Genomic DNA, 21,625 nt, shown 5'->3' on the forward strand with positions numbered 1-21,625 from the left:
GATGAGCGAACTCGTGCGAGGGTCAGGCAGTGAAACGGACGCGGCGGTCTCGGACGGGCGGCTGCTGCGCGGCGCGCGTTCCAGACGGGCGATCGAGCGCCATGCCGTCGACGTGGCCTCGCTGGAAGGACTCAGCGGGCTCAGTTTCGGCCGCCTGGCCACCGATCTCGGGCTCAGCAAGAGCGGAGTGCAGACTCTCTTCGGGACCAAGGAGAGCTTGCAGGTCGCCGCGGCCGGGTCCGCGCGCGACGCGTTCACCGACGCCGTCATCCGCCCCGCGCTGGCCGTGCCTCGCGGTGCGGCGCGGCTGCGTGCGTTGATCGACCAGTGGATCGGTTATGCGGAGGAGCCGTTGTTCCCGGGCGGTTGCTTCTGGGCGGCGAACCTCGCCGACTTTGACAGCAAACCGGGACCGGTTCGCGACGCGCTCCTTCGTCAGCAGCGGGACTGGCGCGGCTTCATCGCCACGGAACTCCGCCACGCGGCCGATGCCGGGGAGGTCGCCGACCTGGACACCGAGCTCGCGGCTTTCCAGCTCGATGCGGTGCTCGTCGCCGCGAACATCGCTTTGCGGTGCGGCGACAGGGAGGCTGGGGACAAGGTCCGCCGGGTGCTCGAAAGCTTCCTGGTACCTCCACGCTGACCCGGTACCGCCCTCATCGGCCGGGGGCACGTGTCGCGGTGGCGAGCTGCTCGGACAGCTCACGGGTGTGGGCGTGGGCGGGATGCTTGTCGGCTTCGGTTTTCAGCGGGCGCATCCGGTCGCGGGTGCGGGTGGAGGTGAGGGAGCCCACCAGTTCGAGTGCCTGTACCGCAGTGGTGACCCCGGCGTCGTGGTCGCCGTCGATCAGGTGCGCGGTGGCCAGTGCGGTGAGGGTGAAGGTCCGGCTGCGGGCCATGTCCTGGCCGTAGGCAGCGGTGGCGGTGCTCAGCGGCCCGATCGCGGTGGTGGCGTAGGCGGGGTCGGCGCTGCGGGCGAGTTCGGCGTGCACGATGCCGGTCATCGCGGCGAAATCCGTTTCGTTGAAGAAACCGGCCCACGAGGGCGCTTCGGCGCGTTCGGCCAGCGCGAACTGCTCGCCCGCTTTGCCCAGCAGCGTCAGCGCTTGTCCGGCGTCGCCAAGGACGGCGTATGCCCACGCCTGGTTGGCATACAGGATGCTCATCTCCAGCGCAGAACCGGAAGGGCCGGCCGCGGCCTGCCCGAGCTGGAACTCGGCCAGCGCCTGCTCGGGGGCGTGGTGGTGCAGATGCACCCGGCCACGGCGGTAGTGGATGTTGGCGACCAGGTCTTGGCGACCGGTGTGGCGCGCCAGCTCCAGTGCCCGGTCGAAACAGCGCCAGGCCCGGCCGAGCCTGCCGGTGTCGAACGCGGCCCAGCCGGTCAGGTTGTGCAGGTCGGCCGTCACCACCCGCAGCCGGTCGACCGTGGTACCGGAGGAGACGTCGGCGGCGAGCATTCGTTCCGCACCGGCCAGCAATGTGCTTAGGGTGTGCCCGCAGGCTCCGCCGCCGTGCTGGTAGTCCACCGCCCGCAGTTCCACGATGGCGCCGGCCAGCCGGTGCACATCGGATATCCCGATGCGGCCTGACCCGAAAGGCTCATACGATGCCGCCTTCGGCCCATCATCGGATTCGGTATTGTCGCCATGAACAGGATTGTTGTTCATGATGGCCTCACGGGTGAATTCTGCACGGTTAACGGGACAAGGTGCTCCCTTCGCCATAGCAGGATTACCGGGAACCAGCTGCCCCAAACTCCCCAATCCGGTGAACTCGACGGCTTTCCCGGTGCGGAATTGACCATAAAAACTGTCCAGTAGATCCCGGAACCGCTGGTCGGGTGAACTGTTCGGGGCGCCGATTCAACGGCAGTTCGAATGCCCGTGCCGTTGTACACGGCATCAGCACGTGCGTCCGAAATGTGGGCTGCGTCCCGCCGCGCGGTCGGGCATGATGACGAGCATGCTGACCGGGGAGCTAGTCCTGTTACGACCGCTGGAGCCCGAGGACGCCGATGCCTTCTGGCGCTGGCACAACGATCCGGAAGTGGGCCGCTGGCTGGTCGCCGACTACCACGAGTCGCTCGCGCAGATCCGCAAGCGGTTCGCCGAGCGCGAGCCGAACTCCTACCAGAAGGTCGAGTTCGGCATCGAGACGCTGGCCGAGGGCAAGCTGATCGGCACCATCGACCTGCGGGACGCGAGTCCCGAGAACGCGCGTGCCGAACTCGATATCTACCTCGGTGAGAAGGACTATTGGGGCGGCGGTTACGGCACTGACGCGATGCGCACGCTGTGCCGGTACGGCTTCGAGGTCATGCGGCTGCACTCGATCGCGCTGTGGGTGGTGGCGGAGAACGAGGCGGCAGTGCACGTCTACCAGAAGGTCGGTTTCCGCGAGGACGGCAGGCACCGCGAGTCGTTCCGCGGCGTTGGCCGGTGGCACGATGAGATCCTGATGAGTCTGCTCGAGGGCGAGCTGACCTGAACGTCGAGAGCGAAGGAGCGAACGCGTGCCAGGCGGGAAAGGCGGTACGAAGGACGGTCCGCTCGAGGTCGGGAACGAGAACGTGCTGGCGTTCCGCGTCGCCGCCCAGCACCTGAACGAGCGGCTGGCTGCCGGCTCCACGCTGGACGCGGCCGGGAACTGCGCGTTGCAGGACAGTCCACCCGGGTCGGCGGCACTGGCCCTGCACGCCAGGGTCGCGGACGTCGGGCCCGACACGATCGCTGACGCCGTCGAAGACCGCGGCCTGTTCCACACCTGGAGCATGCGTGGTTCGCCCTTCGTGTTCCCGACCGCCGATTTGGCTGTCTTCACCACCGGTGTGCTCCCGCCGGGAGAATCCGCGCGACGGCACTTCATCCTGGGTGTCGAGCAGTCACTCGAAAAGCTGGAACTGAGCCTCGCCGAGGTCACCGACCTCACCAAGTCGAAGATCCGCGACGTGCTCGCCGGCCGGCGGCTGGCCATCAACGAGCTCGGCGCTGAGCTGGCACAGGCGGTCGCCGGTGAGCTGCCGAAGACGGCGCGCAAGACCTGGGACGAGGAGGGACCGCACGCGAAGGGCCAGCCGCTCGGGGAAGCCGTGGTGCACTTCTGCCTGCGGATCCTCACCCTCGAGCAGATCGTCTGTTTCGCGCACCGGGACGGGAAGAAGCTGCCTTTCGTACTGGTCGACGAGTGGCTCGACGCCCGGCCGCCCGCGGTCGAGGCCGAGGTGGCCCGTGCTGAGCTCGTCCGCCGTTATCTGCACTGCTACGGGCCGTCCACCGCCGCGGATTTCGCCGCCTGGCTCGGGGTCGCGGCCAAGGACGCGGCTCCATGGTGGAAGCTGGTGGAGGACGAGATCAGCGAGGTGCGCGTGCACGGCCGGGTTCGCTCGCTGCTGGCCGAGGACGTTCCCGCGTTGCGCTCGCCGGCCGAGGCGAACGGCGTCCGGCTGCTCCCGCCCCGGGACCCGCTCGTGCAACTGCGAGACCGGGAGTCACTGGTGCCGGACAAGCGGTTGCACCGCGAGATCTGGAAAACGGTGGGCGAGCCGGGCACGGTGCTGTGCGACGGGCATCTGGTGGCGACCTGGCGGCCGCGCAAGAACGGGAAGAAGCTCACGCTCACGGTGACGGCGTTCGACTCGCTGACCGCAGCCCAGCGCAAGGCGATCGACACCGAAGCCGAGGGCGTGGCATCGATCCGCGGCTGTTCGTCGGTGGAGGTCGCGTTCGATTCCTAGTCCCAGAGCGCGGTGCTGCGTGCTTTGACGAGTGCGTCGATGCGGGCCAGCACTTCGGTCGCGGGCCGGGCGTCGATCCGGTTCCCGTCGCGCAGTCGCAGGGCCACCTGGTCGTGCTCGGCCTCCTTGGCGCCGATCACCGCCTGGTAGGGCACCAGCCGGGCGGCTCGGATGCGGGCGCCTAGGCTGCCGTGCTCCGGCCCGGCGATCTCCGCGCGCAGGCCGAGTTCGGAGCTTTGCCGCACCAGCTGTTCGGCCTGCGGTACCTGGGCCTCCGCGATCGGGAGCAGCACCAGCTGGGTGGGCGCGAGCCACCCGGGGAAGGCGCCGCCGTGCTGCTCGATCAGGTGGGCGACGGCCCGTTCCACGCTGCCGATGATGCTGCGGTGGACCATCACCGGCCGGTGCTTCGCGGCGTCCTTGCCGACGTAGTGCAGGTCGAACTGTTCGGGCTGGTGGAAGTCGATCTGGACGGTGGACAGGGTGGTCTCGCGGCCGGCGCTGTCGGCGACCTGAACGTCGATCTTGGGGCCGTAGAACGCCGCTTCTCCTTCGACGGCCTCGTATTCCTGGCCGGAGCGGTCGAGCACCTCGGCCAGCAGCGCGGCGGCGCGCTGCCACAGCGACGGGTCGGCGACGTACTTCCCGCCGGCGCCGGGCAGGGAGAGCCGGTAGCGCGCCGGGTGGATACCGAGCGCCCGATACGCCTCGCGGATCAGCTGCAAGGCCGCCTGCGCCTCGCCGGCGACCTGGTCCGGGGTGCAGAAGATATGCGCGTCGTTCAGCTGGATCGCGCGCACCCGGGTGAGTCCGCCGAGCACCCCGGACGGCTCCGCCCGGTACATGCCGCCCAGCTCGGCGATCCGCAGCGGCAGTTCGCGGTAGCTGTGCGCGCGGGAACGATAGATCAGCGCGTGGTGCGGGCACAGGCTCGGCCGCAGTACGACCTGTTCGCCCCCGAGGTTCATCGGCGGGAACATATCCTCTTGGTAGTGCGACCAATGCCCGGAAATCTCGTACAATTCCCTTTTGCCAAGCACCGGCGAGTAGACGTGCCGGTAGCCCGCGCGCCGTTCGGCGTCGCGGATGTACTCCTCCAGCGCGTGCCGCACGATCGCGCCGTCGGGCAGCCAGTAGGGCAGTCCAGCGCCGATCAGCGGGTCGGTGTCGAACAGGCCCAGCTCGCGGCCGAGCTTGCGGTGGTCAGGCATGGTGTCTCCTCAGGGACTTGAGGCGAGTGACCACACGACGAAGCCCCGGGGCACTCGCCCCGGGGCTTCGGACCAAGACAGTTCTCAGCGCGCCGGGACATTCTCCGGCGTCGTAGTGTCAGCAGCGCGCTTCATGGTGCCGACACTAGCAGACGCGGCCCGAACCGCCTTCTCCTTTTTCTTGTGCCGTGCGGCCGGTCCGGCGCGGTGGTGGCTCGTCCGGCGATGACAAAGAATTGATGATCCGTCATTGTCCGAGAAAAAGGGTAACGGCCTGGTTTGTGGTGGCGATAAGGCGCGAGAGAAGTCCGGCATCGACTGAAAAGCGATGTCTTCGTCGATGCTTGGGGATACTCGTATGCGCACACGACAGCTGTCTTCCCGGGTCCGAAGAACCATTCGAGTGGGCATTACCGGAGTGGTGCTGGCTTTGTGCGGTGCCCTGCTCAGCTTCGGATCGGCGAGCGCGGGCACCGGGGCCGGCACGGTGCCGAACAACTGCCGGTTCCCCGGCGAGGTGACGGCCGTGGTGCCGGTGGAGTTCGTCGCGAACTTCCCCGAGACCGTTTCCCCTGGGATGCCGATCCAGCCGGCGGGGGCGGTGCTGACGGTGGTACTGGCCGAACCGACCGTCACCGCGCTGCGGGACGCGGGGGTGCAGGAGGTGCGCGGTGCCGTGGAGGCGAGGCTCGGGGTGCGTCAGGGCGGTGGCGGACAGGACATCCCGATCGGACCGCTGGAGTTGCCGGTGGTCACCCTGCCCGGCTCCGGCGAACTGCGGATCCCGGTGCGGGCCGAGGTCCCGCCGGTTTCGGTGCCCGTGCCGGGACCGGCCACCTTCGAACTCGTGACGGCCGGCCTGGCCCTCACCGATGTGACCTGCACGCCGGAGCCTGGGCAGGACAACCAGCTCTTCACCGTCACGGTGACGGGACCCCCGGCCAGGAACACCGGCGAAGTGCCCGGCGGCGTTTCGGTGAATGCCCTGCCGGATACCGTGCGCGCGGCGGCGACGCCACTGAAATACTCGCCACTACGGGTTTTCGTCGACGCCAAGGCCACGATGCGAAAGCTGAACTCCGACCTGGCGTTCCCGCAGGGCCGGTTCGAGGGCGGGGTGGTGCTGTCGGTGCCGCCGGGCGGCGACCCGGCCGACCGCGGCAAGCTGAACGGAACCCTCGCACTGCCGCCGGCGAACGGCCGCTTCATCGCCTTCAGCTTCATGCCGACGACCGCACTGGCTACCCTCGAACAACCCGAGCCTGCCACCGGCATGATGAAGGACAAACTGATAGACCTGACCATCAAGCAGGTGATCAGGCTGCGGGACGTGCGGGTCGACGGTGTGCCGCTGGACGTTGGCGCCGACTGCCGGACCGTCGAGCCGATGTCCGCCACGCTGCGCGGCAGCCTGCCGCTGAAGGTGGGTGAAAAGGGCGAGTTCGTCTCCACGTTCGACCTCCCGCCGTTCACCGGCTGCGGCGTCACCGAAGACCTCGACCCCTTGCTCACCGGGCTGGTCTCCGGACCGGGGAACACCCTGTACACCACGTTGACCATGGAATGCGTCGCCACCTGCAAGCCGAAGTGACTTGCGCTGGAGCGCGCTCCAGCGCTTAGCGTCGGTGCCATGACAACACCTCAGCACAAGATCGGTTCCGGCTTCGGCGCCGCCAGCACCGCGGCCGAAGTCCTGGATGGCATCGATTTGACCGGGAAACTCGCGATCGTGACCGGTGGCTACTCCGGTATCGGCCTGGAGACGACCAGGGTGCTGACCCTGGCCGGCGCGCACGTGGTGGTGCCCGCCAGGCGCCGCGGCATCGCTGAGGAGGCGCTCACCGGCATCGACGGAGTGGAGGTCGATGAGCTCGATCTCGGCGACCTCGACAGCGTCCGCACCTTCGCCGAGCGCTTCCTGGCTTCCGGGCGGGGCATCGACCTGTTCATCGGCAGTGCCGGGGTGATGGCCTGCCCCGAGTCGCGGGTCGGCCCCGGCTGGGAGGCGCAGTTCGCGACCAACCACCTCGGCCATTTCGCGCTGGTCAACCGGCTCTGGCCGGCGATCGCCCCCGGCGCCAGGGTGGTTTCGGTGTCCTCCAGGGGCCACCATTTCTCCGATATCCGCTGGGACGACCTGCAGTTCGGCGACGGCTACGACAAATGGCAGGCGTACGGCCAGGCGAAGACCGCCAACGTGCTGTTCGCCGTGCACCTCGACGCCCTCGCCAAGGCCAGGGGAGTGCGTGCGTTCGCCCTGCACCCCGGCAGCATCCTGACCAAACTCGGGCGGCACCTGGACCGGCAGGAGCTGATCGACCTCGGCGCCCTCGACGAGTCCGGTGACCCGATGGGGCACGTGAAGACCCCGGAACAGGGCGCCGCGACGCAGGTCTGGGCGGCGACTTCGAGCCGGCTCGACGGAATGGGCGGGGTCTACTGCGAGGACTGCGACGTCGCCGAACTCGCCGTTGCCGACGGCCTTCGCGCGGGTGTTCGCGACTACGCGATCGACCCGGCGCAGGCCGCTCGCTTGTGGACGCTCTCCGCCGAACTCACCGGCGTCAACGCCTTCGCCTGATTGCTATTGCCGGGCGAAACCGTCGAGCGCGTCGCGGATCCGGTGGCGCATGGTGTCGCTGCCGGTGTGGCCGGAGTCGTCGATGATGGCCAGTTCGGCGTCCGGCCAGGCGCGGTCGAGTTCCCAGGCGGTGTGCGGCGGGCTGCTCAGGTCGAGCCGGCCGTGGATCAGTACGCCGGGAATGCCGGTCAGCCGTCCGGCGTCGCGCAGCAGTGCGCCGTCTTCCAGCCACGCGCGGTGTGAGAAGTAGTGCGCGCAGATCCGGACGATCGCCAGCCGGTCCGCGTGCGGGCGGCTGCCGAAGGCGTTCGGGCCGGGGGAGTTGAGCGCGTCTTCCCAGGCGCACCAGGCGTTCGCGGCCCGGGTGCGCACGTCGGGGTCGGGGTCCTCGATGAGCCGTGCGTAGGCGGTGGGGAGGTCGTCACCGGGGCCGGCACCGGCACCGGCCCGGAACTGCTCCCACTGTTCGGGCCGGAACCTAGCGGCGCCGCGGTAAAGCCAGTCGATCTCCGAAGGACGGCTGGTGGTGACTCCGGAGATGACGATCTCCGATACCCGGTGCGGATTCCGCTCGGCGTAGGCGAGCAGCAGGGTGGAACCCCAGGAGCCGCCGTAAAGCAGCCAGCGCTCGATGCCAAGGTGTTCGCGTAGCCGTTCCAGGTCGGAGAGCAGGTGCTCGGTGGTGTTGTGCTTCATGTCCGTCGTCGGGTCGCTCGCGTGCGGTGTGCTGCGGCCGCACCCGCGCTGGTCGAACAGGACGATCCGGTAGCGCTCCGGATCGAAGCACCGTCGCCGAACCGGCAGGCTTCCCCAGCCGGGCCCGCCGTGTACGAACACGGCGGGCTTGCCGTCGGGATTTCCGCAGACCTCCCAGTAGATCCGGTTTCCGGTACCGACGTCGAGCATCCCGTGCTGGTACGGCTCGATCGGCGGGTACAGCGGCTCGGACATCCCGGCTCTCCCTCGGACACAGGTACAACAGTGCTGTTATATTAGCGCTACGACATCCATCGTCCGCAAGGGGCTCTGACGAATGGGTGATTCTGCTGTCAAAGGTTCTTCCAGCGGACTGATATCGATGAAGCTGCTCGTGGGAATGGGGTCTTCCGGCTAAAGTCCTACCCTTCTCGATCCGGGTGGGGCGCAGGCGCCGAGGGAGGACGACGGTGTTCGTAGGGCGGTCGAGCCTGCTCGCTCTGATCGATCAGGTCGTCAAGGTGCCCGCGGAGGACGGCCCCGGCGAAACGCGGCCGGTGCTGGTGCTCGAAGGGTGCGGCGGCTCGGGACGCACGGCGGTGTTGGAGCAGGCGCTCGAAAGGTGGACGGACCAGACCCCCGCGGTACTGGTGCGCCCGCTGGAACTCGACGGCGACGGCGACAGCGCGGTCCGCCCGGTGCTGGCCGCGGTCATGCTGGGGCTGAGCCTCGGCGCTCCCGGATACACGGTGGCGTTTCCCCGGGTCGTGCTCGCGCATATCGCCCTCGCCGAGAAGACCACCGGGGTCGACCCGGGGAAAGCGTTGGAGGGCCTGCGGAAACGGCTCAACACCTATCAGGACCGGACCGCGCTGATCGGGTTCGTCGCCGACCTCGTCCGGGCGGCGGGCGCGCTGGCGGAGAACATCAAGGTGCCCGGTGCCGCGGCGATCGCGCCCGCGACGGCGGACCGGATCGCCCAGGGCGTGGTGGCCAGGTTGCAACGCTCGCGGTGGATGGTGCGGTTCACCTGGAGCGAAGCGGCGCTGTCTTGGTTCGGACATCAGGGCCAGGGCCGCAACTTCGACCCCGAGCGCGCGCTGCTCCGGCTCAGCGCCCAGTCCAGAAGCGAGGACCCGTCGGTCCGCCGCGACGTGGACGACCTGCTGGTCGCCGCCCTGCTCGCGGACCTGCGGCACAGCCTGGCCCGCACCACCGGACGCCCGGCGAACGTGTTGGTGCTGCTCGACGACGGGGACACCCCGGCCGCGATGTCGTTCACCAGCTCCCTGCTCCGGGTCCGGCAGGCGATCGCGGCCACTCCCGGCAACCCGGAGAGCGAGCTGCCCGATCCGCTGACGATGGTCACCACCAGCAACGGCACGCTGACCGGCGCGCTGGCCCGGTGGCTGCCCCCGCCCGCGCACTGGGACGAGACGAAGCCGGTCGCAGCGGCCGACACCTCGGGGCTCTGGCTCCGGATGTCCTTGGCGGACCTGCACTCCGAGCACGTCCTCCAGCTGACCAGGAACCAGCTCTGGCCGGACGACCTCGGCACCAGCGCGATCGCGTCCGCGGTCTACCGGCTCACCCGCGGGCATGCCGAGGCGACCGCTTTCGTGCTGGAGAAGCTCAACACCGAGCCGCGGCTGGTGAACGACCTGGACAAGGTGCTGCGCGGGCTGGGACCGGAGCCGGACGTGCTGGTGGAACGCCATCTCCTGCGCCCGTTCGTCCGCGGCCTGAACGCGCACAAGCTGGCCGACGAGACCCTGCTGGAGGCGCTGATCACCCTGGCGGCCGCGCGGAACCGGCTGGAGGCCAAGGCTTTGGCCCCGCTGCTGCCGCCGCCGGTCGGGGTGGACTCCGCCCTGTTCATCTCGCCGACGCTGTGGTCCCCGGCCGGCGCGAGCGAACAGCGGCGGCTGCACCCGCTGGTGCGCTACCTGGGCCTGCGGGCGCTCGCAGCCCGCGGCGCGGCGGCATGGACCACCGTCTTCGAATGCCTGCGTGCCGCGGCCGGGCCGGACGACCTGGCCGGCGGCCTGCACCACGATCGCTTGCTGGGCAAGAAGGAGGCCGTCGCCGCGGAACTGGCCAGATTGCTTCCCGAAGCGCATTCGGACGAGTGGCTCGACCTGTTCGACGAGGTGATCGCGACGGCCGATCCGCGCGAACGGGATCTCGACGCGATCCGGGGCACCGGCCAGCCCGGTACGACCACCGGGCATCTCGTCCGGCTGCTGGGCGTGCTGCCGGCGCTGGAAAGCAGCCCACTGGTCACCGAATGGACGGCGCTGGAGAAGCTCCGCGCCCACGCCGCGCACGGTTACCGGCAGCTGGCCGACCATGCCAGGGATCCGGCGCCGTTCATTCTGCGCGCACAGCTGTACGAAGGCTACGAGCGCCTCGGAGACCGGTTCCTGTGATCCGGTGTCTCGCTGTTTCCCGCGCCGGAAGGATCCGACCTTGAACCCACCCCGTTTCCTCCTGTGGTTCATCCCCAATCCGAAGCGGTTCCACCGGCGCCGGTCGGACTGGCTGCGACTCGGCCTGGTGCTGGTGTTGCTGCTGGGCACCGTGGCGGGCATCTGGGGCGGGCCGTGGCTGTCGCGCCGGCTCAGCTGCAACGACGGGTTCCCCACCGGGGACATCTGGCGGGCCGGAAACCAGTGCGTCGGGCTCAGTTCCGGTCCCTACGCCTTCGACCTGGACGCCTTCGCGCCGGTGATGCGGGTGATCGACCGGCAGAACCAGGCCGCGGCCGACAAGTGCGACCCGAGCGGCACCCCGGTGACGGTCGGGGTGCTGATGACGATGACCGACCGGTTCGTGGGCGGCCGTGCGGTGCAGGAACTGGAAGGCATGGCGGCGGGACAGCTCCGGGCCAACGGCACCGGCTGCCTGCACCCGCTGCGTCTGGTGGTCGGCCAGCTCGGCGAGTACGGCGAGAACGGCGACCCGATCGGCGTCGCCCGCCGTCTGGCCGAGCGCGATGAGGTGGTGGCGGTCGCCGGGATCGGGCTCAGCCAGCAGAGTTCGGCCGAAGTGGCGGACATCCTGGCCGGGGCGAAGATCCCGATGGTCGCCGACCTGATCACCGCGGAAGGGTTCGACCAGAGCGGGTCCCGTGAAGACCAGCCCATCTACAGCAGCTGCGACCCGGACATCACCTATCCGCGGGGGATCGGCAAGGACTACTACTACCGCGTCGCGTTCCGCAGCTCCGTGCAGATCGCCAGGCTCGGTGCCGCCGTTCCGGGCAGGCCCGACTTCATCATGGTGCCGACCGGCGGTTCGGACCCCTACACCTGCACTGCGCTGCCGGTCATGCAGCGCCAGTTCGGGGGGAACGTGACCGAGGTGAAGTTCGACTCCGAGGAGGCGAGCACGGTGCCGCAGACCGCGAGACGGGTCTGTGGTGCGCCGAAGGACGTGACGGTCGCCTACATCGCACGGGGTCGCGACCTCGGCCGGCTCATCTACAGCCTGGACGAGGCGTTCGCGAACGGGCAGTGCGCGGCGTCTTCGGTCACCGTGGTGAGCACGTCGGACGGGCAACGGTTGCGCGCGGCCGAACTCGACCCCGTGCTGGAGGATCTGCGAGTGCGGGCGTTGCGCTCCACCAGTTTCACGACCGGCAAGGTACGGCTGGTGAGCGCGCTGGTCGGCGGCGCGGACCGGGCGACACCGGACAATCCCAACTTCGCCGTGTTCGAGCAGGCTTTCACCGAGGCGGGTTTCGACCTCTCGCACGCCGACGCGGGCTGGGCGGTGAACGCCTACGACGCGCTGATCACCGTCTCGTCGGCGTTGCGCGCTCTGCCGGCGAGCAAGGAGGTGCACCGCAGCCAGGTCAACACCGCGATCAGCGGCTTCTCCTCGGCAGGCCAGTCGGTGCCGGGCGCTGGTGGTCTGATCACCTTCGACAACAGCGGCAACCGGGTGGACGTGCCGCCGGTCGTGCGAGTTTGCCCGCTCCCGCCGGCGTCGGGAGACCGGCCGGCACGGGTCACCAGCGTGCCGGTCGGTCCCGACGTGGCCGCCAGCTGCCCGTCCTGACCCGGCCGCGAAAGGGCAAAAAGCCGGCTATTTGCCCGGGAGGGGAGCGCCGGCGTAGGTGCCGAAGAGCCAGTGGTTGCCTTCGGGGTCGCGCAGTTCGCAGTCGCGGGAACCGTGCGGGGCGTCGTACGGCTCGCGGACCACGTCGGCGCCCGCGGCCACGGCGCGCGCGAACAGGGCGTCGGGATCTGGTTCGACCACGTAGCAGCGCATGGCCGCCCGTGGCAACGGCGTGACGTAGCCGCCGTCCTCCAGGCCGAGGATGAGCCCGCCGCCGCGCGGCCCGACCAACTCGGCATGCAGCACCTGCCCGTCGGCATCGGCGAACGCGGCCGTTTCGACGAATCCGAAGGCCGCGACGTAGAAGTCGATCAGCGGGCGCAGGTTGGGGGAGCGCAGCGTGGGCCAGATCTGAGGCTGGCCGGGTGCGTCGGTTGTGGTCACGGAACCAGACCCTATTCTCTACCTCGTCGTTGATCGAACACGGACATCGAGGTGCGAGATGCTGGACCTGGAACCCGCCACCAGCGTGCTGGCGCGGCTTGTCGAGAACATCAAGGACGAGCAGCTGGACGCGCCGACGCCGTGTCCGGAGATGACGGTCGGCGCCCTGCTCGATCACGTCGACGGGCTGAGCCTCGCCTTCGCCGAGGCGGCGGCCAAGACAACGCCGGGCCCGGAGGGGCGCGTCCCGTCCGCGGACGCGGCTGGGCTGCGGCCGGACTGGCGCACTGGCATTCCCCAGCGTCTGGCGGAACTCGCGCAGGCATGGCGGGTGGAGGACGCGTGGACCGGGATGACCGCGGCCGGCGGGGTAGAGCTGCCTGGCGACGTCGCGGGCCTGGTCGCGCTCGACGAGGTGATCGTGCACGGCTGGGACCTCGCGGTGGCGACCGGCCAGGACTTCGGTGCTCCGGAGCCGTTGGTGGAAGCGACCTTCGACTTCGTGCGTCCCTCCGCCGAGGAGAACCCGGAAGGCAGCCCCGGCCTGTTCGGGCCACCGGTCCCGGTGCCGGCCTCAGCGCCGGCCATCGACCGGCTGATCGGGCTGACCGGTCGGGACCCCGGCTGGCGGCCGGTGGGCTGAGCCGGGTCGATGCCCGGTCGTGAAAGGATCGGGCAATGGCCTTCTCTTCGTCGGGGCGGATCGAGACCCCCGTGCTGGACGTCGCCTACGAGTACGCGGGTGACGCCGGCGCGATACCGGTGATCCTGCTGCACGGGTTTCCGTACGACGTGCGTGCCTTCGATGAGGTCGCCCCGGCTCTCGCCGACGAAGGTGCCTTCGTGCTCGCGCCCTACCTGCGCGGCTTCGGCTCGACCCGGTTCCGTGACGGCGCAACGATCCGGTCCGGGCAGCAGGCCGCGCTCGCCGCGGATCTGCTCGAGTTCATGGATGCGCTGGACATCGGCAGCGCGGTGCTCGCAGGTTACGACTGGGGCGGCCGGGCCGCGTGCATCGTGGCCGCGCTGCACCCGGACCGGGTGCGCGGACTGGTCACCGTCGACGGGTACAACGTGCAGAACCTCGCCTACGGGGGAGAGCCCACGCGCCCGGAGTGGGAACGCACCTACTGGTACCAGTACTACTTCCACGCCGAGCGCGGGCGGCGAGGGCTGGACCGCAACCGCGAAGAACTCTGCGAACTGCTGTGGCGCACCTGGTCGCCCGGCTGGACCGGCGCGTCCGCGGCCTTCCCCGCGAGCGCGCGGAGCCTGCACAACCCGGACTTCGTGGACGTGGTGATCCACTCCTACCGGCACCGTTTCGGGCTCGTCGAAGGCGACCCCCGGTATCAGCGGTTGGAGGACCTGATCGCGAAGGAGCCGGTGATCACGGTGCCCGCCGTGGTGCTGGAAAGCGGGAACGACGGGGTGGGCGGCCCGAGCGCGACCGAAGATCGCGCGTACTTCACCGGGCCCTACCAGCACCGGCTGCTGCCCGGGGTGGGGCACAACGTGCCGCAGGAGGCACCCGCGGCCTTCGCCGACGCGGTGGCGAGCCTGCTGCGCTGACCGCTACCGCTCGGGCAGCGCGCCGGTGTTCATCGCGTGCAGGATGGTGTGCGGGGTGGTGCCGTGCAGCGTGCCGCACAGCGTCTGCCGGTGGAAGACGAGCACCCGGTCGCAGACCATCGCCAGCTCGTCGAGATCGGTCGAGCAGAGCAGCACGATCGTGCCCTCGGCGGCGACCGTGCGCAGCAGCGCGTGGATCTCGTCCTTGCCGCTGATGCCCACCCCGCGGGTCGGGTCGTCGAGCAGCATCACCCGCGGTCGCGCCTGCAGCCATTTGGCCAGCACCACCTTCTGCTGGTTGCCGCCGGAGAGCAGCCCGCACGGCACGTCCACATGCGACGCCCGGATGCGCAGCCGTTCGGCCATGTCGGCGGCCCTGCGGCGCAGCGCAGCGGCGTGCACCAGCGCGCCGTCCCGGCCGAGCGCCACCGAGCTGACCTGGGCGACGTTCTCCCACAGCGGTTTGTCGGACATCAGCCCGAGCCGCTGACGGTCCCCGGACACCAGTGCCACGCCGGCGTTGATGGCCGCTCGCAGGTTCCTCGGCGCGTGTGCATCCCCGAGCAGCCGGACCTTACCGGCCGTGGCCTGGCGGAGGCCGGCGACCACCTCCAGCACCGCGCTGTGCCCGGCACCCACCAACCCGGCCAGACCGAGTACCTCGCCCTGTTCCGCCACGAAGCTCGCGCCGCTGAGCCGTCCCGGCACGGTGACTTCCGCGAACTCGAGCGCGCTCTCGCTGGCCGCACTACGGGCAAATAGCCGGCTTTTCGCCCCCGGGTCGGCTGGCGGGGCGGACTTCGGGCGGATCTCCCGCCGGTGGCCGAGCATCGCGGTCACCACCGAGGTCATGTCCACCTCGTCGCGCGCCGCGCCGGCCAGCGCGGTGCGGCCTTCGCGCAGCACGGTGATCTCATCGCAGAGCGCCATCACCTCCTCCAGCAGGTGCGACACGAACACCACGGCGACCTCGCGCTGCCGGAGCGTGCGCAGGATGCCGACCAGCCGTTCCGTGCTGGCGGCTTCCAGCGCCGAGGTCGGCTCGTCGAGGATGAGCACCTTGGGCTCGGTGAGCAGCGCCTTGGCGATCTCCACCAGCTGCCTTTGGGCCAGCGACAGCTCGCTGAGCGGTTGCCGGACATCCACGTCGAGACCGAGCTGGGCGAGCACCGGTGCGGCGCGGGCGGCCATCGTGGTGCGGCTGAGAAAGGGGCCCCGTTTCGGCTCCCGCATCGGGTAGAGGTTCGCCAGCACGTCCAGGTCGGGGAACAGGTTCAGCTCCTGCGAGACCACGGCCACCCCGTGCGCGGCCGCGTCGGCGGTGGAGGCGAAGGTCTGCGCACGGCCCTGGAGCGACACCGAGCCGCGGTCCGGCCGCACCGCGCCGGAGACGATCTTGATCAGGGTGGACTTCCCGGCGCCGTTCTCACCGAGCAGCGCGTGTACCGAGCCGGCGCGCACGCTCAGGCTCGCGTCGTCCAGCGCGACGACACCGCCGTAGGTCTTGCCGGCGCCCTGGACGTCGAGCACGTTCATCAGTTCGCCTCGGTCAGCGGCCGCAGGTGCGGCTTCGGGTCGGCGACCTGCTTGGCCGCCTCCGCTGCGAACCATGCCTTGCGGGTGCTCTCGTCGACCTGCCTGGCCATGATCTCGTCGATGTTGGCGGCATTGACGATCAGCGAGCCGGTGTTCCACCAGCCCTGCTCCAGCGGCTTGCCCGATTTGGCGTGCTCGGCCAGCAGACGGGTCGCGACATAACCCTTGAGCCAGTGTTCCGGGGACGCTAGTGCCGCCACATAGCCTTCCTTCACCCCGAGCAGCGCCTGCGGGTCGGGGTCGCAGGAGCCGACCAGGAACCGGCGGCCGGAGTTCTTCTGGATCAGGGCCAGCGACACCGCGTCCGAAGCGCCGGCACCGAGATAGGCGATGGCGTTCGGATGCGCCTTGACCAGGTCGTTCCAGGCGTTGAAGTTCGCCGCCGGCTCGGAACCGGAGTTGAACGGCCCGCTGATGGTCAGCTCCGGCCGCTGCTCCTGGAGCACCGCCTTCATCCCGGCCAGTCGCTGTTCGAGCAGCGCGAGCCCGGGAATGTCGTTGCCGAGCACCACTTCACCGGTGGTGCCGGGGGGAATGTGCGCGAGCATCTCGGTGCCGAGCCGCCTGCCGAGATCGGTGTTGCTGTTGCCGACGTAGAGCCCGACGGCGCTGCCCGCCGGCGGCACGGTGTCCACCGAGACCACCGGCACGCCGGCGTCGGCGGCCTGCTTCAGCGGCCGGACGAACAGGTCCGGGGTCAGCGTCTGCAACGCGATGCCGTCCGGTGCGGTGCGGATCGCGGATTGGAACTGGGAGACCTGCGCCGGGCCGTTGATCCCCGGCGGCGCGTTCTCGGCGAGATCGACGTTGCCCGCATCTTCAGCCCCGGCCTTCGCGCCGAAAGCCATCTCCTGGAAGGGATTCTGGGAGGTCGTCGCATAGCTGAAGGCCATCTTGAGAGTGCCGCTCTTGGGCCCGTCCGAGCCGCTGGGAGCGGCTCCGCAGGCGGCCGTGACGAGTAGCAGGCACGCGGCGCCCAGCGGGGCGAACCGTGCGGGACGGGAGCGCAGAACCATGAGCTGGTTTCCTTCCTAGAGACCGAATTCGTTCCGGCGTGCGCGTCGCCTGCTCCGCAACAGGCTGTCCACCGCGACCGCCAGCAGCACGACCGTTCCGCTGGCGAAGGAGCTCCAGTTGGCCGGGATGTCGAAATAGACGAGCCCGCTGGCCACCACGCCGAGCAGGATTGCGCCGAACACCGCGCCGAACACGGTGGCGCTGCCGCCGCGCAGTGGCGTGCCGCCGATGACCGCCGCCGCGATCGCCTGCAACTCCAGCCCGGCGCCCACGTTCGGGTCACCGGAGGTGAAGAAGGCGAGTCCCAGCGCGCCCGCCAGGCCGGCCAGCGCGCCGACCAGCACCAGCACGGCCATCCTGGTCCGCGCGATGGAGATGCCGGAGTAGGTGGCGGCCTCGGGGTTGGACCCGATCGAGCGGACCCGGTAGCCGAACGGGGTCAGCCGGAGCACGACGGTGAGCACCGCGGCGACCGCGATCAGCACCCACACCCCGGCCGGCAGCCCGAGCGCGGTGCCGCCGACCACGGTGAAGAACGAGTCGTCCAGCGGCAGCCCGGTGACCTGCTGGCCGTCCGCCAGCGCGAGCGCGAGCCCGCGGAAGACCTGCATGGTGGCCAGCGTGGCGACGATCGCCGGGATGGCCACCACCTGCACGATCAGCGCGTTCACCAGCCCCATCAGCGCGCCGAGCGCGACCCCCGCGACCACCGCCAGCCAGGGGTTGAGTCCGGATCGCATGAGCAACGCGGCGGCGATCAGCGACAGCGCGAAGTTGGCGCCCACGGAAAGGTCGATCTCGCGCATGGACAGCAGAAAGCACATGCCCGCGGCGGCGAGTGCCACGTAGATCGAGCCCTGCAGCACGTCGCGCAGCTGGGCGGGGTTGAAGAACCCCGGCTGCAGCACGCCGATCAGCACCACGAGCACGACCAGTGCGGCGAGCACGCTGCTGGACTCGGCCTGCGGGAGCCGGCGCAGCCAGCCCGCCGACGGGCCGGAGCCTGGCCGCGCGCCGTCGGTCGTCGGGGGCGCGGTTTCCTCGCGCTCCAGCCGATCGGTCATTTCGCCTCCTGTGTCTTGCGGGACACCCGCACCCGGTCGGCGCGCGTGACCGGGGCTCCGCCGGTGTCGGTCATTTCGCCTCCTCGTCGCCGGATGCGAACAGCCTGGGCCGCGCGGCGGTGAGCGACTTGTAAGTGTGTGCACTCTCCTTGTCGGGCAGCTCACGGCACGATGGTGCGGACGCGCACCGCGCGCAGCATCCGGCTACCTTCGGTGCCCGGGGTTCGGTTTTTCCCGCCACGAAAGGAAGTTCGCAGGTGACTGGTTTTCCTTCCGACTCGGCGGCGCGGCTGGCCGGCAAGGTCGCGGTGATCACCGGCGGTGGCACCGGAATCGGGGCGGCGACCGCACGGCGGTTCGTCGCCGAAGGCGGTGACGTGGTGCTCGTCGGCCGCCGGGAAAGTCTCTTGTGGACGGTGGCGGAAGAGCTGGGTGGGAACGCCGTGATCGTGCCGGCCGACGTCACCGACCAGTCCGCGGTGCGCGACGTGGTCGCGGTGGCGGCCGAACGGTTCGGCGGCATGGACGTCGTGGTGGCCAACGCGGGCGGGCACGGGCTCGGTGCGGCGGGCGATCTCGCCGACGTGGACTGGAAGCTGAGCCTGGACGCCAACCTGACCAGCACGTTCGTCACGGTCCGGGAATGCCTGCCCGAGCTGAAGCGGCGGCGTGGCTGCGTGGTCGTGGTGTCCTCGATCGCCGGGCTGGCCGCCGGTCCGGAAGCATGCGGGTACGTCACCGCGAAGCACGCGCTGATCGGCCTGACCCGCTCGCTGGCTCGCGATTACGGCCGGCACGGCGTGCGGGTCAACGCGCTGTGCCCCGGCTGGGTGCGCACTCCGATGGCGGACGGGGAAATGGACGAGCTGGCGGCGGCGAAGGGCATCGACCGCGCCGAGGCATACGCGTTGGTGACCAGACATACGCCGCTGGGCCGTCCGGCCGAAGCCGCGGAGATCGCCGCGGTGATCGCCTTCCTGGCGTCCCCGGACGCCTCGTTCCTGACCGGTTCGGTGGTCGTGGCCGACGGCGGGGCGGGCGCGGTCGACCTGCCCACCATCGCCTTCGACGAAGATCCCCAGGTCAGCGGTCGTGAGTGAAAAGTGTTGCCCTGGCAACGAACTCGGGTGCGGGTGTCCCGCAATGACACTGTCACTCACGAGGTGGCGTCTAGGCGGATGTTGGCGTCGCCTTCGCTGATGATGCGGTATTCGCGGGGTGGGAGGCCGTAGGCGGCTTTGAACAGGCGGCTGAAATGCGCCGCGTCGATGAACCCCCAGTGCGCGGCCACGCTGCTCACCGCCAGTTCCGCCTGGCCGGGGTCGCGCAGGTCGCGGCGGCAGTGTTCGAGGCGGCGTTCCCTGATCCAGCGGGACACCGTGGTGTGCTCGCGCCGGAACAGCTTGTGCAGGTAGCCGGTCGAGATGTGCATGGCCGCCGCGATGGTGCCCGGCGTCAGGTCGGTGTCGTCGAGGTGCGCCTCGATGAACGCCTTCACCCGCAACGTCAGGCAGCGCTGCCCGACCGCGATCTTCGCCGGATCCTCGCCAAGCTCGCCGGCGAACAAGGTGGCCACCATGTCCACCACGTTGTCCGCCAGCCGCAACGACTGCGCCCCGTCGATCTCGTCCATTCTGGACACCAGGTTGAACAGCAGCGGGGACAGCAGCGCGCCCACGCTGTGCCGGCCGGAGACCCGGCTCGCGGTGATGTCGGCCAGCCGGTCCGCCGGCAGGTGCAGGTTGCGGCGCGGGAACATCAGGGTCAGCATCTGGCAGGTGTCCTGGAAGATCACCGTGTACGGCCGCGAGGTGTCGTAGATCGCCAGGTCACCCGGCGTCAGCGAAGCCTCCCTGCCGTCCTGCTGGACCAGGCAGTAGCCCCGCACCGGCATGCTCAGCTTGTAGTGCGGTTGCTGCTCATGACGGCCGATCAGCTTGCCGGTCCGGTGCGCCTGGTGCGCGTCGGCGATCACCTCGCCGATGCGCAGCTCACCGAAGACCTGGCCGAGGATGCGGCCGGAGAAGGCATCGGCGTCGTCGAGCCGCATGTCCAGCGGCACGTAAGCCTCGGAGGCCGCTGCCCGCCACAGGTCGGTGCGTTCCTTGGCCGGTACGTCGCTGGTGCGCACGAGCGTGGTCATCGAACCTCCTGGATGCGGCTTGCCTCGGAACCGGGACAACCGAGCAGGGCGGCGGCCTGTTCGGCGATCAAGATGGCCGGGGTGTTGGTGTTGCCGGTGGTGACCGCCGGCATGATCGACGCGTCCGCGACCCGCAGCCCGTCGATCCCGCGCACCAGCAGGTCCGGGCCGACGACGGCGTCCTCGTGCACGCCCATCCGGCAGGTACCGGCCTGGTGGTGGTAGGTCAGCACGGCGCGCCGGACGTAGTCGGTCAGGTCTGCGCGGCCGGGATACCGCTCGTCGGCACCCCACTCCCACAGCGCCGGCGCGTGCCCGATCTCCTGGCACAGCCGCACCGCCGCCACCAGCCGGGTCAGGTCGGACTCCGCGGCCAGCACCCCGGGGTCGATGTGCAGCTCGTGCGCCGGGTCCGGCCCGGTGATCGCCACCGTGCCAGTGCCGGCCGGCCGGACCAGGCCGGCCATCAACGAGAAACCGTTGGGCGGTCCGGACATCCACGGCTCGTACAGCGGCACGCTGAAGTGCAGCGGCTGCAGATCGGGCGCGGGCAGGCCCTCACCGCTGTGCCAGAACAGGTGGGTCTGCGCATGCGGCAGCCCCGGCCGGTGCCGGATCTCGCGTTCGGCCGAGAAGATCACCGGCACCAGCCAGTGGTCCTGCAGGTTGCGTCCCACCCCCGGCAGGTCCAGCAGCACCGGCACGTCCGCCGCGCGCAACGTGTCGGCGGGGCCGATGCCGGAGCGTTGCAGCAGCGCGGGCGAACCGAGCGCGCCGGCGGCGAGCACGACCTCCGCCTCGGCGCTCGCCTCCAGCAGCTCGCCGGCGCGGGCGAACCGGACCCCGGACACCCGCCCGCCGCTGAACAGCAGCCGGTGCGCCTCGGCGCCGCTGAGCACGGTCAGGTTCGGCCGGTCGAGCACCGGGGTGAGGTAGGTCGAAGCGGTGGTGCACCGCCGGCCGTCGGCCAGGGTCAGCGCGAGCGTGCTGACGCCTTCCTGTCGGCCGGAGTTGTAGTCCGGGTTGAACGGGATCCCGGTCTCCTGCGCGGCGGCCAAGATGGCGGACTGCACGGGATCCGGCTCGAAACCGGTGTGAAAACGCAGCGGGCCGCTTTCGATCCGCTCGAACACCGGCCGCACGTCCCGCCAGGCCCAGCCGGTGTTGCCGAGCGCGGCCCAGTGGTCGTAGTCGGCCGGGTTGCCGCGCACGTGGATGGTGGCGTTGAGCGCGTGCGACCCGCCGATCACCCGCCCGCGCGGCAGGTGCAGCCGCCGTCCCGCGGCCGACGGCTGGGGCACGGTGAAGTAGTCCCAGTCCTCTGTGGAATGCCACAGCTCGTGCATCCGCAGCGGGTCGTCGATGGCCGGGTTGGTGGCCGGGCCGCCCGCCTCGAGCAGCAGCACCCGCGCGCCGGCGTCGACGAGGCGCCGGGCCAGCACCGAGCCCGCCGTACCGGCGCCGACCACGATGTAGTCGGCGGTGAGCTCAGCGGCTGACATC

The 21,625-nt window shown here is 70.2% G+C and carries 19 protein-coding genes; 10 read left to right on the forward strand and 9 right to left on the reverse strand.

The window, feature by feature from the left end:
• Position 1: 1 nt before the first annotated feature.
• Positions 2–643, forward strand: a complete 642-nt coding sequence (locus AMYNI_RS0137695) for a TetR/AcrR family transcriptional regulator (RefSeq protein ID WP_020673301.1) — start codon at positions 2–4, stop codon at positions 641–643.
• Positions 644–656: 13 nt separating this feature from the next.
• Here the strand turns inward: AMYNI_RS0137695 and AMYNI_RS46375 are convergent, their stop codons facing one another.
• A complete protein-coding gene (locus tag AMYNI_RS46375; protein WP_483756899.1) occupies positions 657–1,727 on the reverse strand; it encodes an NsdA family TPR-like regulatory protein in 1,071 nt (356 codons plus the stop codon).
• A gap of 238 nt (positions 1,728–1,965) precedes the next feature.
• Here AMYNI_RS46375 and AMYNI_RS0137705 point away from each other — a divergent pair, with 238 nt between their 5' ends.
• Both AMYNI_RS0137705 and AMYNI_RS0137710 read left to right on the forward strand, forming a co-directional pair.
• A complete protein-coding gene (locus AMYNI_RS0137705) occupies positions 1,966–2,490 on the forward strand; it encodes a GNAT family N-acetyltransferase (RefSeq protein ID WP_020673303.1) in 525 nt (174 codons plus the stop codon).
• Positions 2,491–2,515: 25 nt separating this feature from the next.
• Positions 2,516–3,736, forward strand: a complete 1,221-nt coding sequence (locus AMYNI_RS0137710; protein ID WP_020673304.1) for a winged helix DNA-binding domain-containing protein — start codon at positions 2,516–2,518, stop codon at positions 3,734–3,736.
• Here the strand turns inward: AMYNI_RS0137710 and thrS are convergent.
• Entirely contained in the window at positions 3,733–4,947 is a 1,215-nt protein-coding gene (gene thrS, locus AMYNI_RS0137715) for a threonine--tRNA ligase (RefSeq protein WP_020673305.1), read from the reverse strand. The genes AMYNI_RS0137710 and thrS overlap by 4 nt on opposite strands.
• A 403-nt stretch (positions 4,948–5,350) precedes the next feature.
• On the opposite strand from thrS, the gene AMYNI_RS47610 reads away from it, so the two are divergent.
• Positions 5,351–6,538, forward strand: a complete 1,188-nt coding sequence (locus tag AMYNI_RS47610) for a DUF6801 domain-containing protein (protein WP_157357653.1) — start codon at positions 5,351–5,353, stop codon at positions 6,536–6,538.
• A 39-nt stretch (positions 6,539–6,577) separates the two neighbouring features.
• A complete protein-coding gene (locus AMYNI_RS0137725) occupies positions 6,578–7,528 on the forward strand; it encodes an SDR family NAD(P)-dependent oxidoreductase (protein ID WP_020673307.1) in 951 nt (316 codons plus the stop codon).
• 3 nt (positions 7,529–7,531) lie between these two features.
• Here the strand turns inward: AMYNI_RS0137725 and pip are convergent, their stop codons facing one another.
• The gene (gene pip, locus AMYNI_RS0137730) at positions 7,532–8,479 is read right to left on the reverse strand and encodes a prolyl aminopeptidase (RefSeq protein WP_020673308.1); all 948 of its coding nucleotides are present in this window, start codon (positions 8,477–8,479) and stop codon (positions 7,532–7,534) included.
• Between the two features lie 215 nt (positions 8,480–8,694).
• Here pip and AMYNI_RS0137735 point away from each other — a divergent pair, with 215 nt between their 5' ends.
• Both AMYNI_RS0137735 and AMYNI_RS0137740 read left to right on the forward strand, forming a co-directional pair.
• A complete protein-coding gene (locus AMYNI_RS0137735; protein ID WP_020673309.1) occupies positions 8,695–10,653 on the forward strand; it encodes a hypothetical protein in 1,959 nt (652 codons plus the stop codon).
• Between the two features lie 40 nt (positions 10,654–10,693).
• Positions 10,694–12,286, forward strand: a complete 1,593-nt coding sequence (locus tag AMYNI_RS0137740) for an ABC transporter substrate-binding protein (protein WP_020673310.1) — start codon at positions 10,694–10,696, stop codon at positions 12,284–12,286.
• 27 nt (positions 12,287–12,313) lie between these two features.
• Here the strand turns inward: AMYNI_RS0137740 and AMYNI_RS0137745 are convergent, their stop codons facing one another.
• Entirely contained in the window at positions 12,314–12,730 is a 417-nt protein-coding gene (locus AMYNI_RS0137745; RefSeq protein WP_020673311.1) for a VOC family protein, read from the reverse strand.
• A 58-nt stretch (positions 12,731–12,788) separates the two neighbouring features.
• Between AMYNI_RS0137745 and AMYNI_RS0137750 the strand changes: the two genes are divergently transcribed.
• Entirely contained in the window at positions 12,789–13,373 is a 585-nt protein-coding gene (locus AMYNI_RS0137750) for a TIGR03086 family metal-binding protein (protein WP_020673312.1), read from the forward strand.
• A gap of 35 nt (positions 13,374–13,408) precedes the next feature.
• Positions 13,409–14,302 carry an alpha/beta hydrolase gene (locus AMYNI_RS0137755; protein ID WP_020673313.1) on the forward strand — a complete coding sequence of 298 codons (894 nt, stop codon included), beginning with the start codon at positions 13,409–13,411 and terminating at the stop codon, positions 14,300–14,302.
• A gap of 3 nt (positions 14,303–14,305) precedes the next feature.
• On the opposite strand, the gene AMYNI_RS0137760 is transcribed toward AMYNI_RS0137755, so the two are convergent.
• The 3 genes from AMYNI_RS0137760 to AMYNI_RS0137770 are packed head-to-tail and all read right to left on the reverse strand — an operon-like array spanning position 14,306 to position 17,979.
• The gene (locus AMYNI_RS0137760) at positions 14,306–15,838 is read right to left on the reverse strand and encodes a sugar ABC transporter ATP-binding protein (RefSeq protein WP_020673314.1); all 1,533 of its coding nucleotides are present in this window, start codon (positions 15,836–15,838) and stop codon (positions 14,306–14,308) included.
• Positions 15,838–16,914 carry a sugar ABC transporter substrate-binding protein gene (locus AMYNI_RS0137765; RefSeq protein WP_020673315.1) on the reverse strand — a complete coding sequence of 359 codons (1,077 nt, stop codon included), beginning with the start codon at positions 16,912–16,914 and terminating at the stop codon, positions 15,838–15,840. Before AMYNI_RS0137765 ends, AMYNI_RS0137760 begins: the two co-directional genes overlap by 1 nt.
• A 15-nt stretch (positions 16,915–16,929) precedes the next feature.
• Positions 16,930–17,979 (reverse strand): ABC transporter permease, encoded by a 1,050-nt coding sequence (locus AMYNI_RS0137770; protein WP_020673316.1) that lies wholly within the window; start codon positions 17,977–17,979, stop codon positions 16,930–16,932.
• A 257-nt stretch (positions 17,980–18,236) separates the two neighbouring features.
• Here AMYNI_RS0137770 and AMYNI_RS0137775 point away from each other — a divergent pair, with 257 nt between their 5' ends.
• Entirely contained in the window at positions 18,237–19,079 is an 843-nt protein-coding gene (locus tag AMYNI_RS0137775) for an SDR family NAD(P)-dependent oxidoreductase (protein WP_020673317.1), read from the forward strand.
• Positions 19,080–19,135: 56 nt separating this feature from the next.
• Here AMYNI_RS0137775 and AMYNI_RS46385 read toward each other — a convergent pair whose 3' ends face one another.
• Together AMYNI_RS46385 and AMYNI_RS0137785 are read right to left on the reverse strand one after the other, a co-directional pair.
• The gene (locus AMYNI_RS46385) at positions 19,136–20,122 is read right to left on the reverse strand and encodes an AraC-like ligand-binding domain-containing protein (protein WP_020673318.1); all 987 of its coding nucleotides are present in this window, start codon (positions 20,120–20,122) and stop codon (positions 19,136–19,138) included.
• Positions 20,119–21,624: a GMC family oxidoreductase gene (locus tag AMYNI_RS0137785; RefSeq protein WP_020673319.1), complete on the reverse strand. Its 1,506-nt coding sequence runs from the start codon at positions 21,622–21,624 to the stop codon at positions 20,119–20,121. Before AMYNI_RS0137785 ends, AMYNI_RS46385 begins: the two co-directional genes overlap by 4 nt.
• Between the last annotated feature and the right edge of the window lies 1 nt (position 21,625).

Origin of the sequence: Amycolatopsis nigrescens CSC17Ta-90, from assembly GCF_000384315.1 — a bacterium.
Taxonomy (GTDB): Bacteria; Actinomycetota; Actinomycetes; order Mycobacteriales; family Pseudonocardiaceae; genus Amycolatopsis; species Amycolatopsis nigrescens.